At 66.6% G+C, this 13671-nt stretch carries 15 protein-coding genes; 4 read left to right on the forward strand and 11 right to left on the reverse strand.

What is annotated here, in order from left to right; translation table 11 throughout:
- The first annotated feature begins 17 nt into the window (after positions 1-17).
- Positions 18-194 carry a hypothetical protein gene (locus K0P03_RS19725; protein WP_272790398.1) on the forward strand — a complete coding sequence of 59 codons (177 nt, stop codon included), beginning with the start codon at positions 18-20 and terminating at the stop codon, positions 192-194.
- A 68-nt stretch (positions 195-262) separates the two neighbouring features.
- Here the strand turns inward: K0P03_RS19725 and K0P03_RS19730 are convergent, their stop codons facing one another.
- From K0P03_RS19730 to K0P03_RS19760, 7 genes are all read right to left on the reverse strand, one after another.
- Complete coding sequence (locus K0P03_RS19730) at positions 263-1021, reverse strand: SDR family NAD(P)-dependent oxidoreductase (protein WP_272790399.1); 759 nt, start codon at positions 1019-1021, stop codon at positions 263-265.
- 3 nt (positions 1022-1024) lie between these two features.
- Positions 1025-2476, reverse strand: coding sequence for an aldehyde dehydrogenase (locus tag K0P03_RS19735; protein WP_272790400.1), 1452 nt, complete (start codon positions 2474-2476; stop codon positions 1025-1027).
- A 21-nt stretch (positions 2477-2497) separates the two neighbouring features.
- On the reverse strand, positions 2498-3211 hold the full coding sequence (locus K0P03_RS19740; protein ID WP_050742699.1) for an ABC transporter ATP-binding protein: 714 nt from the start codon (positions 3209-3211) through the stop codon (positions 2498-2500).
- Positions 3204-3932 (reverse strand): ABC transporter ATP-binding protein, encoded by a 729-nt coding sequence (locus K0P03_RS19745; RefSeq protein WP_050742698.1) that lies wholly within the window; start codon positions 3930-3932, stop codon positions 3204-3206. The genes K0P03_RS19740 and K0P03_RS19745 overlap by 8 nt, the downstream gene beginning before the upstream one ends.
- Positions 3929-4852: a branched-chain amino acid ABC transporter permease gene (locus K0P03_RS19750; protein WP_272790401.1), complete on the reverse strand. Its 924-nt coding sequence runs from the start codon at positions 4850-4852 to the stop codon at positions 3929-3931. The genes K0P03_RS19745 and K0P03_RS19750 overlap by 4 nt, the downstream gene beginning before the upstream one ends.
- Positions 4849-5721: a branched-chain amino acid ABC transporter permease gene (locus tag K0P03_RS19755; RefSeq protein ID WP_272790402.1), complete on the reverse strand. Its 873-nt coding sequence runs from the start codon at positions 5719-5721 to the stop codon at positions 4849-4851. The genes K0P03_RS19750 and K0P03_RS19755 overlap by 4 nt, the downstream gene beginning before the upstream one ends.
- A 257-nt stretch (positions 5722-5978) precedes the next feature.
- Positions 5979-7205, reverse strand: a complete 1227-nt coding sequence (locus K0P03_RS19760; RefSeq protein WP_272790403.1) for an amino acid ABC transporter substrate-binding protein — start codon at positions 7203-7205, stop codon at positions 5979-5981.
- 183 nt (positions 7206-7388) lie between these two features.
- On the opposite strand from K0P03_RS19760, the gene K0P03_RS19765 reads away from it, so the two are divergent.
- Entirely contained in the window at positions 7389-8288 is a 900-nt protein-coding gene (locus K0P03_RS19765) for a helix-turn-helix domain-containing protein (RefSeq protein ID WP_050742695.1), read from the forward strand.
- Positions 8289-8291: 3 nt separating this feature from the next.
- Here the strand turns inward: K0P03_RS19765 and K0P03_RS19770 are convergent, their stop codons facing one another.
- From K0P03_RS19770 to K0P03_RS19780, 3 genes are all read right to left on the reverse strand, one after another.
- On the reverse strand, positions 8292-8636 hold the full coding sequence (locus tag K0P03_RS19770) for an ArsC family reductase (RefSeq protein WP_050742819.1): 345 nt from the start codon (positions 8634-8636) through the stop codon (positions 8292-8294).
- Positions 8637-8715: 79 nt separating this feature from the next.
- Positions 8716-9336, reverse strand: a complete 621-nt coding sequence (locus tag K0P03_RS19775) for a YitT family protein (protein WP_023513943.1) — start codon at positions 9334-9336, stop codon at positions 8716-8718.
- 7 nt (positions 9337-9343) lie between these two features.
- Positions 9344-10513: an amino acid aminotransferase gene (locus K0P03_RS19780; RefSeq protein ID WP_272790404.1), complete on the reverse strand. Its 1170-nt coding sequence runs from the start codon at positions 10511-10513 to the stop codon at positions 9344-9346.
- Between the two features lie 148 nt (positions 10514-10661).
- On the opposite strand from K0P03_RS19780, the gene K0P03_RS19785 reads away from it, so the two are divergent.
- Both K0P03_RS19785 and K0P03_RS19790 read left to right on the forward strand, forming a co-directional pair.
- Positions 10662-11141, forward strand: coding sequence for an Lrp/AsnC family transcriptional regulator (locus tag K0P03_RS19785; protein WP_023513945.1), 480 nt, complete (start codon positions 10662-10664; stop codon positions 11139-11141).
- Positions 11142-11251: 110 nt separating this feature from the next.
- A complete protein-coding gene (locus tag K0P03_RS19790; protein WP_272790506.1) occupies positions 11252-12076 on the forward strand; it encodes an endonuclease/exonuclease/phosphatase family protein in 825 nt (274 codons plus the stop codon).
- Here K0P03_RS19790 and K0P03_RS19795 read toward each other — a convergent pair.
- The gene (locus tag K0P03_RS19795; protein WP_023513947.1) at positions 12048-13508 is read right to left on the reverse strand and encodes a phospholipase D-like domain-containing protein; all 1461 of its coding nucleotides are present in this window, start codon (positions 13506-13508) and stop codon (positions 12048-12050) included. The genes K0P03_RS19790 and K0P03_RS19795 overlap by 29 nt on opposite strands.
- Positions 13509-13671 lie beyond the last annotated feature (163 nt).

Here is a 13671-nt window from a genome sequence, read left to right on the forward strand (position 1 = left end):
AAATCAGGAGAGACCCCATGCGCAAGATCATCGTTTCCGCTGCCATCGCCGCCATCGCTGCCGTCTCCTTCGCCGCCCCCTCGCAGGCCGGCTACTACAGCTACGGCTACAAGCCGCATTGCTTCATCAAGAAGGTAAAGTCCTACGACTACTACGGCAACGTCATCATCAAGAAGATCAAGGTCTGCAAGTAAGCACCTCCCCATTGACCTCCCCGAAGGCCCGGATGTTCCCTGCATCCGGGTCTTTTGCCGTGCTGCGGTCAGATGCTCATGCCGCCATCGACCATCAGCATCGTGCCGGTGACGAAGCTTGCCTGGTCAGAGGCGAGATAGAGCACCGAGCGGGCGATTTCCTCGGCGCTGGCATGGCGGCCCATCGGGATGAGCCTGTTGAAGAAATCCGTGCCGTCCATGCCGGTCGCGGCGCCAAAACCCTGTTCCACGGCAAGCTGGAAGCCGTTGTCGACGGGGCCGGGATTGACCGTGTTGACACGGATGCCGCGCGGGGCGAGCTCCTTGGCTAGGCAGCGCATCAGGCCGGTCTGGGCGTGCTTGGCGGTGATATAGGCATAGACGCCGGGATCGCCGCGCGTCGCCGCCACGCTCGACGTGATGATGCTGCTGCCGCCATCGCGCATATGCGGCACGGCGTGTTTGGCGGCAAGGAAGGCGCCGCGCACATGCACCGCCTGCACGGCGTCGAAGATGTCGAGCGGATAGTCGGCGATGGGTGCGATTGTGCCGAAAGTGCCGGCATTGGAAAACAGCACGTCGATGCCGCCGAAGCGCTCGACGGCAAGGCCGATATAGGCCTGCGTCGAGATACTGTCGGTGACATCGGCTGCCGCGCAGGCCACACGCTCCTTCGGCAGGCCCGCAACGGCCCGTTCAAGCGCCGCGCGGTCGTTGTCGACGAGCACGATATTGGCACCCTCGGCAAGGAAAAGCCGGGCGACGGCAAGGCCGATGCTGCCGGCCCCGCCCGTCACGATGGCGGTCTTGTTGTGGAGGAGCGCCATGGGTCAGATCGGATAATGGATGGCGCCGTCCTGCACGGTGATCCAGCGCAACTCGGTGAATTCGGCAATGCCGGCCTTGCCGCCGAAACGTCCGTAGCCGGATTCCTTGACGCCGCCGAAGGGCATCTGCGCCTCGTCATGCACGGTCGGGCCGTTGATGTGGCAGATGCCGGATTCGATACGGCGGGCGACCTGCATGGCGCGGTTGACGTCCCTGCCGAAGACGGCGGCGGAAAGGCCGTATTCCGTGTCGTTGGCGACGCGCACCGCCTCGTCGGTCGAGCCGACGCGGATGACGCTGACGACCGGGCCGAAGCTCTCCTCGCCGTAGATGCGCATGGCGGGCGTCACCCGGTCAAGCAGGGTGGCGTCGACGATCGTGCCCCGCACGCTGCCGCCGGCCGAGAGCACCGCGCCCTTGCCGACGGCGTCGCGGATGAGCTGTTCCAGCCTCTGGGCCGCATGGGCATCGACGACCGAGCCAAGCGGTGTGTTGCCCTCGCGCGGATCGCCGGCAACCAGTGTGGCGGCTTTTTCCGCAAGGGCTGCGACGAAGCGGTCGGCGATCGTCTCATCGACGACGATGCGCTCGGTCGACATGCAGATCTGCCCCTGGTTCATATAGGAGCCGAAGGCCGCGGCGGCGACGGCTGCGTCGATATCGGCATCGTCGAGCACCACGAAGGGGGCCTTGCCGCCGAGTTCCAGCAGCGCCGGCTTCAGGTAGCGCCCGGCGGTCTCGGCGATGATGCGGCCGACGCGGGTGGAGCCGGTGAAGTTGACGCGGCGCACGGCGGGATGGGCGATCATCGCCTCGACGATGGCGGCGGCATCGTCAGGCGCATTGGAGACGGCGTTGAGCACGCCTTCCGGCAGACCGGCCTCGTGCAGCGCGTCGACGATCAGCCGGTGGGTGCGCGGGCAGATTTCGGAAGTCTTCATGACCACCGTGTTGCCGCAGGCAAGCGGGGTGGCGAGCGAGCGCACGCCGAGGATGACCGGCGCGTTCCACGGCGCCATGGAGAGGACGACGCCGGCCGGCTGGCGCATGCCCATGGCGAGCGAGCCGGGGCGGTTGGAGGGGATGATCTCGCCGGCGATCTGCGTCGTCAGCGATGCGGCCTCGCGCAGCATGTCGGCGGCAAGGCCGACATTGAACATTGCCCAGCCGGCCGTCGCGCCCGTTTCGGCGGCCATGGCGGCGACGAAATCGGCGGTTCTCGCCTGCAGCTTGTCGGCGGCGGCAAGAAGCAGCTTTCGGCGCTGGCCGGGCCCGGTCGCCGCCCAGGCAGGGAAGGCCTTCGCCGCGGCATTGACGGCCTGGCGTGCATCCTCCAGCGAGGCGGCGGCGACCTCCGAAGCGATTTCGCCGGAAATCGGGTTGATGCGGGTGAAGGTGCGCCCGTCAGAGGCGGCCTGGTCGAGATTGTTGATCTTCAGTCCAAGGACGGACATGGTTTGCTCCCTGCTTGACATTCAGACGGTTGCGCCGAGGAACGCGCGTTTTACCGCGTCGTCGTTCATCAGTCCTGTTGCGGTATCCTCGCCGACGATGCGGCCTGCCTCCAGAAGGTAGCCGCGGTCGGCGATCGAAAGGCTCATCTTGACGTTCTGTTCGACGATCAAGAGCGCCAGCCCGCTCTCGCGCACCCGGCCGAGCGCGGCGAAGAGCTCGCCGACGACGACGGGGGCAAGGCCGAGGCTCGGCTCGTCGAGCATCAGGAGGTCGGGCTTCGACATCAGCGCGCGGCCGATCGCCACCATCTGCTGCTCGCCGCCCGACATGGTGTTGACGAACTGCCGGCGCCGGTCCGCGAGTTTCGGGAAGAGGCCGTAGACTAGCTCGCGGCTCGCCTTGCCATGGGCGCGGGCGCGCCTGGCATAGGCGCCGAGGGCAAGGTTCTCCTCGACCGTCAGGTCGCCGAAGACGCCGCGGCCCTCCGGCACCAGCGCGATGCCGGCTTCGAGCACCAGATGCGCGGGCCGGCCGGCAATGTCCGCGCCGACAAAGCGGATATCGGCGCCGGGATCGGGCCGGACGAGGCCGGCGGCGGCCTTGAGCAGCGATGACTTGCCCGCACCGTTGGCGCCGAGCATGACGACGGTCTCGCCTTTGCCGACGGTGACGGAGATCCGGTCGAGGGCAAGGTGCGGGCCGTAGTGGAGGGAGAGGTCGCGGATCTCAAGCATGGCCGTCTCCGAGATAGGCGCGCACGACCTCCGGATCCCGCAGCGTCTCGGCGGTCGGGCCGTCGGCGATCTTGCGGCCGGCATTCATCACGATGGCCCGCCCGCAGAGCGCCCGGATGGCATCCATGACATGCTCGACAAGGAGCACCGTGATGCCGCGCTCCCTCAGCGACAGGATGAGGTCGATGCCGGTGCGAAGCTCCGTCGGATTGAGGCCGGCGAGCCATTCGTCGAGCAAAAGCAGTTCCGGTTCGGCGGCGAGCGCCCGGGCAAGCTCCATGCGCTTCTGGTCGATATAGGTGAGGGAGCCGGCCGGCTGGTCGGCGCGTCCGGCAAGGCCGACGGCGGCAAGATGGGCCTGGGCTGCCTCGTGGGCTGCCTTGCCCCAGAGCTTCCGGCGGCCGAAGGCTAGTGCGGTCACGACGTTTTCGGCCACCGTCAGCGAGGGAAGCGCGCGCACCAGCTGGAAGGTGCGGGCGACACCTTTCCTCGCGATGCGGTTCGGGCCAAGGCCGGAAATCGCCTCGCCGTTGAGGGCGATCCGCCCGCCGGTCGGCGGCAGGAAGCCGGAGATCATGTTGAGCACCGTCGTCTTGCCGGAGCCGTTCGGGCCAAGCAGGCCGACGACCTCGCCGCGCTCCAGCGAGAAGGAGACGGCGTTGACGGCGGTAAGCCCGCCGAAGCGCTTGGTAAGGCCGGTGAGGGCGAGAAGTTCGCTCATCGCGCACCGCCTTTCCTTAGCCGGCTTTCAACGGCTGCCAGCACGCCCTTCGGCAGGAGGAACACGATGGCGATGAAGACAAGGCCAAGGATGATCGGATAATGGTTCGGAAAGTTGGCGGAAAGCCACTCGAAGAGCAGGAAGAGCGGAATGGCGCCGAGCAGCGGGCCCCACAGTCGGTCCGCCCCGCCGAGCAGCGCCATGATCAGCGTCAGGAAGGAGATGGTCGGGTTGAAGACGATGCTCGGCTCGATATAGGTCCAGCGCGGCGCCTGGATGGCCCCGACGAGCGTGATGATCACGGCACTGACGGCAAAGAGCGCGAGCTTGAGCTTGGTGATGTCGATGCCGCAATGGCTCGCCACCACCTCGTCGTCACCGATGACCTTCAAGGCGAGGCCCCAGCGCGTGCGGCCGATGCCCCAGGAGAAGAGGAAGGTGGCGGCGGCGAGCGCCAGCAGTTGCCAGTAGATCCCCTCCGGCGTCACGGGCAGGAAGATGTAGCGGCCAAGCGTGCCCGTCACGTTGACCTCGTACCAGGTGACGAGCTGGCGGATGAGCTCCGCAAGACCGAAGGTGAAGATCACGAAATAGACGCCGGCAAGGCGGAGCGTCGAGAGACCGACGACCAGCGCCACGGCAAGGCCGATCATCGCCGCGACGAAAAGGACGAGCGGATAGGGCAGGGTCTCGCTGAAGACGCCGACCGTATAGGCGCCGATGCCGAAGAAAGCGACGGTGGCGAGCGAGACATAGCGCGTCGGGCCGGAGAACAGGCCCCAGGCGGTGGCGAGCACCACATAGCCGGTCATGCCGATCATCAATGTCACCGCATAGGGTCCGGCGAAGAAGGGCAGGGCGGCGAGCGCGGCGAGAACGAGGCCGGCGACGAGGAGGCCGAAAAGCGTGCGTGCCGTCACCGTGCGCTCCTCCCGAAGAGGCCGGCGGGGCGCCAGAGCAGGATGGCGAGGAAGATGAGGTAGGTGGCGGCGAGCGTCAGGCCCGGATCGACATAGGTCGCAACGAAGGTCTCGACGAGGCCGAGCAGCAGGCCGGAGAACAGCGCGCCGAGAATATTGCCGACCCCGCCCATGATGATGACGATCAGCGCCTTCATGGTGAAGACGACACCGGCTGTGGCGGTGAAGGTCTGGTACATGGAGATGACCACACCGCCGGCGGCCGCCAGCGCTCCGCCGATGGCGAAGGCCGTGCGGGCGGCACGCTCGACATCGATGCCGACGAGCGGCGCGGAGGTCGGCGAGACGGCGACGGCGCGTAGCGCCGTGCCCCAGAGGGTGCGGGTGAGGAGCAGGTACAGCCCGCTGCCGAGGACGATGGCGAGCGCGAAGGCGATGAGGCGGTTGGCCGCGATGGTGGCCCCGAACACGCTGACGCCGATGTTGAGATAGCTGTAGCTCGTATAATTGCTGCCGAAGAAGACGAGCATGACGCCCTGGATGACGAAGAGCAGGCCGAAGGTGGCGAGGATGGAGTCGATCTCCAGCGTCTCCCGGTTCTTCGCGCGGCGCACCAGCGGGCGCATCATCAGGCCGTAGACGAGATAGCCGAAGACAAAGCCGAGCGGCACGGCGGCTAGAAGACCGAGCACCGGATTGATGCCGAGACCGTTGAACAGCACATAGGCAAGGAAGGCTGCCGCGATGATCGTCTCGCCATAGGCAAGGTTCATGATGCGCGCGATGCCGTACTGGAGCGTCAGCCCCATCGCGACCAGCGCATAGGTTCCGCCGAGCACGAGCCCGGACAACAAGGCCGTGACGAGCATGGCCGCTCCTTACATTTGCCGGCCGATGGCATGCACCGCGCCGTTTTCAGTCGATGGCAGAATGCCCCTCATCCGGCCTGCCGGCCACCTTCTCCCCGTGAACGGGGAGAAGGAAACCTGGCTATACCGTTGCCATCCCCCTCTCCCCGCTTGCGGGGAGAGGGCCGGGGTGAGGGGCAGTCGTGCCCGTTCCGGTCGTCAGCGAGGGAAAGCGCCGGTCCGCCAAAGCGCCCTTCGATCCCGCGTGACGAAGGCCGCTACTTCTTCCACGCTTGCCGCGGCAGGATCGGCTGGCTGGCGCCGGTACGGTCTGCAGGGGCGATGCCGACGAACTGGCCGTTCTGCCACTGGCCGGTCCACCAGAGCGTGCGAAGCTGGTTGTCTTCCATCTTCGTCTCGCCGAGCACGGTCTGGAATGTACCGGTCGACAGCTCCGCGGACACGGCCTCGCGGTCGAGGCCCTTGCGCTTGATCGCCTCCTGCAGCATCTGCAGCGAGGCATAGGTGATGACGCTGCCCCAATAGTCGGGACCTTGGCCGGTCACCTCCTCGTGGCGCTTGCGATAGGCGGCATTCGCCTCGTTCGCCGGATCGATGCCGCCCAGGCTCATGATGCCGGTGGCATTGTCGCCGTTGTTCTTGCCATAGACCGGAAAGCCCGTGCCGACGCCGAGATAGAGCAGCTTCGGATTGAAATCGGCGACCTGCGACTGCTGGGTCAGCGCGAACGTATCCGGCGGATAGGAGAAGGCGACGAAGCTGTCGGCGCCGCTCGCCTTCGCCTCGTTGATCATCGGCGAAAAGTCCGACGTGCCGACCGGATAGGTCTTGTCGTAGACGAGTTCGATGCCGGCTTCCGCGAAGGCCGGCCGTGCGGCGTTCACGAGATCGATGCCGAAGCCGTCGGCGACCGAGACCATGGCGACCTTGTTGTTGAGCGTGCCGTCGGTGACGGCCCTCTTGATGAGGCCGGCGAGCGCGCCGGCATAGTCGTGGCCGCCGCCGAGCATCCAGAAGCTTTTCTTCCAGCGCTTGACGAAATCCGGCGCCTTGTCGGTAACGGAGGAGACGGCGAGTTGCGGGTAGCCGTAGCGGTCGAAGAGCGGCGCGGCGGCAAGGTTGAAGCCGGTGCCCCAGGGCGCGAGGATGAAGTCCGCCTCGTCCTGCGTCGCCAGGCGTTCGACGGCGCGTACCAGCTCTTCCGAGGTGGACCGGTCGTCATATTCGATTACCTCGATCGGCAGTTTCTTACCGTCGGGCAGTTCGAGCCCGCCGGCGTCGTTCACGTCCTTCACCCAGAGCTGGTAGTTCGGCAGCGTCGTGATGCCGGCGCCGCCGGCATTGGGGCCGGTCTTGGAAATGGCGTAGCCGATCTTCACCGAGCTGCGGTCCTGTGCCAGCGCGCCCGGCGCGATGCCCGTCGCCAGGAGGGCGGAGGCAGCCGCCATCACGCGCAGGACGTGCCTGCGTTGCAGAGATTTCATCGTCGATTCCTCCCAAAAGGCCTGCTCTTCCGGCAGGCGTCGCGCCAAGGCGGGCAGCGGCCGCATTCTCCTCCGGGCCTTCTGTCGCCTCTTGACGGATGAAAGGTTAGCCGGACGCAGGGCGGGGCGGAATAGACTTTTACAAGAGATACTTGTACTTTTCACGGCAAGGAGACTGCCGCCATGCCCTTCCAGGATGCTCTTGCGCCGCAGCATCGCGCCGCCGGCAACACGCCGCCGCTGCCGACGGAGGCGCGGCTCTTCCGTGGTGCGCTGTCGCAGTCCGGCTGGACCTTCCGCGGCGGGCGCAACCGCGTCTTCCTGCTCCTCTCCGGCAGCGGCCGGGTGTCGCTCGGTCCGGCCGATCTCGGGCTCTCCGGTCCCTCCATCGTCTGGGCGCCGGCCGGCGAGCGGGGCACGGTGCTCTTCGATGCCGGCGCGGAGGGGGCGGCGCTGGCGATCCCGGAGCTGGCGCTTGGCCCCGCCATGCCGACGGGAGCGATCTTCGCCGAGGTGCGCGACGCCATCGCCCGGCCGATCCTCGGCGCCAAGCTGGCGCTGGCGGATGCGAGAAAGATGCTCCAGACGGTGGAGACGATCGAGGCGGAGCTGCGCGAGAACGCGGCGGGCATGCAGGAGGTGGTGCGTCATCACCTTGCCCTCTTGCTGATCGCCATCTGGCGCCGCGCCAATCCGGCGACGGAAAAGCCGAAACCCTCGCCGCGCGCCACCGTGCGCAGCTTCCTGCATCTCGTGGAGCTGCATATGCGCGAGCAATGGTCGCTCGCCGACTATGCCGCCGTCCTGGGCGTGACGCCGGACCGGCTGAACACGGCGGTGCGGCGCGCCACGGGGCGTTCGCCGATGGAGCTGATCCATGCCCGGCTGATGATGGAGGCGGAGATGCTGCTCGATGGGTCGAGCCTGCAGATCGCCGAGGTCGCCGAAGCGCTCGGCTTTCGCGATGCGGCCTATTTCAGCCGGTTCTTCAAGCGACTGGCCGGGGTCTCGCCGCGCGCCCGGCGGGCGGGGCTTGCCAGCCGGCAGGTGCGCGCGGAAACCTCCTATGCCGCCTGGCCGTAGATCTCAGAACAAGGTTTCGTAGATTTTCGGCTTGAAGCCCGCTGTCACGGCGCCGTCGCGGTCGAGCATGGGGCGCTTGATCATCGAGGGCTGGGCGAGCATGAGTGCGATCGCCTTCCCGGCGTCAAGGGCCTGCTTGTCGGCATCCGGCAGGGCGCGGAAGGTGGTGCCGGCACGGTTCAGCACCGTCTCCCAGCCGAGCGCATCGACGAAGCGCGTCAGGCTCGCGGCATCGATGCCTTCCGCCTTGTAGTCGTGGAAGCGATAGGCGACGCCCTTGGTGTCGAGCCAGGTCCGGGCCTTCTTCATCGTGTCGCAGTTCTTGATGCCGTAGATCGTGACGGTCACGCCGGTCTCCTTCGTTTTATGGTCGCCGCCTTCATAGAGCGATTCCGGCAAAACTGCGCAGCGGTTTTGCGTCCGGACGTCACGTCACTCCGAGATAGCGGCCCGGACGATGGTTGATGGCGAGCGTCATGTTGACGACGACGGCACCGAGCACGGAGAGCGCGAGGCGATCGGGCGGGATGACGAAGGCGGCGGTGGCAAGGATGGCGAGATCCACGGCGAGCTGGAAGTAGCCGGCCCGGATGCCGAAACGGTCCTGCAGATAGATCGCCAGCACATTGATGCCGCCGAGGCCGGTGCGGTGGCGGAAGAGGATGAGCAGGCCTGTTCCGGACAGCGCTCCGCCCATGACGGCCGCATAGAGCGGGTCGAGGTGGGAGAAGGAAATGAGGTCGGAAGTTAGCCGGGTAAAGATCGAGACGAGCGTGACGGCCGCGAAGGTGCGCAGCGTGAAGGCCCAGCCGAGCTTTTTGACCGCAAGGACATAGAAGGGCAGGTTGATGGCGAAGAACAGCCACCAGAAGCCGACCCCGCTGGCATATTGCAGGAGCAGGGCGAGGCCCGCCGTGCTGCCGGCGAGCAGCACGGCCTTGGTATAAATCACCACGCCGAGCGCCATGAACATCGTGCCGACGACGATGGCGATGGCATCCTCGTAGGCGGAATGGCGCTCGGGCCGGGCTGCTGTTTCGACAGACATCGTTTCCTCAGAGGCTCAGGAACTTCTCGATCACCGCATCGACTTCGGCCGATTTGAGGCCGGCAATGTTGATGCGGCCGGAGGTTGGCATGTAGATCGCGTGTTCGGCGCGCAGCTTCAGGACGTCCGCCTCCTCCAGCGGCAGCAGGGAGAACATGCCCTCCTGCTCGCGGACGGCCGTCAGCACCTGCCAGCGGCCGGAGAGGCCGGCAGCGAGGCGTTCGCGGATCGCGGTGATGCGCAGCCGCATGGTCTCGATTTCCGCCATCCAGTCGGCCTTCAGCGCGTCGTCGCCGAGGATTGTCGCGACGATGGCCGCGCCGTGGTCCGGCGGCATGGAATAGCTGGTGCGGGCGAGGGCCGCGAGGTTGGTGCGCACGGACAGCGCCGTCTCCGCGCTGCCGCAGGCGGCATAGATCGCCCCGGTGCGCTCGCGGTAGAGGCCGAAGGACTTCGAGCAGGAGACTGCGACCAGCGCTTCCGGCACGGCGGCAAGCAGCGTGCGCAGCCCGGCGGCATCCTCGTCAAGGCCGCGGCCATAGCCCTGATAGGCGATGTCGACGAGCGGCAGCAGGCCGCGTGCGGCGATGAGCTCGGAGACGGCGCGCCACTGTTCCGCGGAAAGATTGGCGCCCGTCGGGTTGTGGCAGCTGGCATGCAGCAGCACCGCATCGCCCGGCGCGGCGCCCGAAAGCGCCTCCATCATGCGGTCGAAGAGCACCGTCTGCGAGGGGATGTCGAAGAAGGGATAGGTGACGACCTCGAGGCCGGCCGCCTTGAAGATGCTGGCATGGTTCGGCCAGCTCGGCAGGCCGAGCCAGATGCCCTTGACGCCCATGCGGGCCATCAGGTCGGCGGCAAGGCGCAGCGCGCCGGATCCGCCCGGCGTCTGCAGCGCGGCGGTGGCGCGGCCGCGGCCGGCTTCGCCCGTCGTCAGTGTCCACAGGCGCTCCAGGAAGACCGGATCGCCCTCCGGGCCGACATAGGCCTTGGTCGGCTGCATCTCGACGAGGCGCCGCTCCGCCGCCTTCACCGCGCGGAAGATCGGCGTCGCACCCGTTTCGTCGCGATAGACGCCGACGCCGAGGTCCACCTTGCCGGCGCGCTCGTCTGCCCGGAAAAGGCCGATCAGGGCAAGCAACGGGTCGTCGGGCTGGCGGGTGAGGGCGTCGAACATGGCCGGGTTCCTTGTGCGGTGGGTCTGCAAGCGGTGTAGGCCAAAGCTGCCGCAAAATCGACCATGATATTGCGGAGAAAGCGCAAGAAGCTTTTGTCTTCTTGCTTTCCGCTGCTAGATTGGTGCAGGTTTTTGCGTGGAGCGGGACATGGGCAGGAAGCCGGACGATGAGCTGACGCTGGACCAGACGGATCGGCGCATCATCCGCCTGCTCGTCGAGGATGCGGGGCTCTCCAACAACCAGCTTGCCGAGAAGGTCGGCCTCTCGCCGGCCCCGCTGTCGCGACGGCTGGCGCGGCTGGAGGCGAGCGGCGTCATCCGCCACACGGTGATCGTCGATCCGCGCGCCGCCGGCATCGGTTTTCAGGCCTTTCTGGAGGTGACGCTCGAGCGCACGGCCCCGCGCGTCGGCGAGCGCTTCATCGATCTCGTGCGGCGCATGCCTGAAGTGGTGGAGTGTCACACGGTCGCCGGCGATTTCGATTTCCTCCTGAAGATCGCCGTGAAGGACGTCGCCGACTATCGTCGGCTGCTTTGGAGCGAGTTCGAGCGAATCGGCGAGATCAAGACGCTGCGTTCGACCATCCTGCTCGACAGCCCGAAAATGCAGGTGAGTGCGCTTCCCTAGCCATTTTCACGGAACCTTCTTGGTCGTGAAAGGTTGCCGATCGGGGCAAAGCGCCCATATGATGAAGGCGCCACAAGGAAGGACACGTGGACAGGAAACTGAACGACAAGATGATGTCGACCGCATTGCTGTCGGCCATCCGCAACCGCCGCGGCCATCGGCCGCCGGAAAACAATCGCCCCGGCGATACCGTGATCGCGTCCTACAACGTGCACAAGTGCGTGGGCGTCGACCGGCGCTTCGATCCGGAGCGCACGGCAAGCGTGATTGCCGAGATCGACGCCGACATCATTGCCATCCAGGAGGCGGACAAGCGTTTTGGCGAGCGTTCCGGCCTGCTTAATCTCGATGTCCTCGAACGGAACTGTGGTCTCCTTCCGGTGCCGATCACCGCGCTGTCGTCGACCGGCCATGGCTGGCACGGCAACATGATCCTGATCCGCAAGGGCGCCGTTGGCGGGGTGCGCCAGCTGAAGCTGCCGGGCGTCGAGCCGCGCGGTGCGCTGGTCGTGACGCTCGACCTGCCGGTGGGCAAGCTGCGGTTGGTCGCCGCCCATTTCGGTCTCCTGAAACGCTCGCGCGAGCAGCAGGCCATGGCGATCCTCGCGTCCGTCGCAGAGGAGGAGGAGATGCCAACCCTGCTCGTCGGCGACCTGAATGAATGGCGCATCGGCCGTAGGTCCTCGCTCTCGCGCCTGCAGCCGACCTTCGACCCCGCGTCCGGCGCGGTGCCGAGCTTTCCTTCCCGTTTTCCGGTCCTCGCGCTCGACCGCGCGCTCGGCCATCCGCACGATCTCGTCACGTCCGTCGAGGTGCACGACACACCGCTTGCGCGCGTTGCGTCCGATCACCTGCCGATCAAGGCGCATATCGACCTCAAGGTCGTCTGGGAGCGCTCGTTCGACCCTACAGATAGGGTGAGCCAAGCCATGTGATGCGCTCGACGAGGCGCTGGGCGAAGGGACGCGCCCGGAGCTCATCGAGCTTGACCTCCTCGGCTTCGGACAGGGCGGCGGCGATGCGCTGGCCGATGAGATCGGCGAAGTCCGCATCGATCACCTCGATATCCACCTCGAAATTCAGCCGCAGCGAGCGCGGGTCGATGTTCGACGAGCCGATATAGGACCAGGCGCCGTCGATGACCGTGAGCTTGGAATGGTTGAACGCGCCGGAGGCCCGCCAGATTCGGCAGCCGTGTTTCAGCATCTGGTCGAATTGCGCCGTCATGGCGAGATCGACGAGCTTCAGGTTGTTGGCCGATGGCACGACGATGTCGATTTCCACACCGCGCCGCGCCGCCGTGACGATCGCGCTGATCAGCTCGCGGTCCGGCAGGAAATAGGGCGACATGATGCGGATGTGCCGCTTGGCGATGGAGAGTGCGCCCATCAGCATGCGGTGGTTGGTTTCAAGGCTCTTGTCCGGGCCTGACGGCACGACGCGGGCGAGCATGCCGCTTTCCGGTGCGTCCGGCGGCGGGGCGATCTGCCAGGCCTCGCCCGCCAGCTCGTCGCCGCCGGAAAAGCGCCAGTCCTCGTAGGCGATGCGGAAGAGATCGCTGACGGCAGGGCCGGTCAGGCGGAAATGCGTGTCGAGCGCTGCCGCCTCGCCGGAGAATTCGGCGCAGAAGCCGGCGCGGATGTTGAGCCCGCCGGTAAAGGCGACGCTGCCGTCGACGATGAGGATCTTGCGGTGGGTGCGCAGGTTCGCATAGGGCAGCCGCAGGCCCATGACGATATTGCCGTTGAAAACGTCCACAGGCACGTTCGCCCGCTGCAGGTCGGAGACGATCGACGGGATCGAATAGCGCGCGCCGACCGCATCGATCAGCACGCGCACCTGTACGCCGCGCGCCACCGCGCCCGACAGTGCGGCAACGAAACGCTCGCCGGCGGGATCGCGGTCGAAGATGTAGGTTTCGAGCAGGATGGAGCGTTCGGCGGTGGCGATGGCGGCCAGCATGGCTGCATAGGCCTCGTCGCCGGTCGACAGCAGGTGGATGCGGTTGCCGGACGTCAGCTTGCAGCGGCCGACCGTATCGCCAAGGTGCTGCATGGCGGCGAGGGCCCGACCGTAGGCCACCTGCATATAGGCATTGGAAACGTCATATTCCGCCATATGGTGCCAGCCGGCGGCAAGCAGTCCCTCGCGGCTGAGATTCAGCGTCTTGCGCCGGATGCGGTTCACTCCGCCGATGGCGTAGATGAGCGGGCCGACGACCGGCGACAGCATGATGACGCCGACCCAGCCGATCGCCGCACGTACCTCTTCCTTCGTCATCGTGGCATGGATGGCGGCGGGCACGCCGAGAACGATCGACAGGGCGACGAGGATGTGCGGCCAATAGGCGGAGAGCGTCTCAAACATGATGCGTGCGGATCATCCCAAGGCGGCTTCGTCTTCGCGTGTGCAGATGTCACACCCGCTTGCGGCGGTTGCGCGTCACGCTGGTTTCGCACCTATATATTGCTTCGGGTGAGGTGATTGCGAGGGGCGGGACCCGCCCTTCGCAGGTTTCTTTCCGGGCCTG

Source organism: Shinella sp. HY16 (assembly GCF_028534175.1).
Taxonomy (GTDB): Bacteria; Pseudomonadota; Alphaproteobacteria; order Rhizobiales; family Rhizobiaceae; genus Shinella.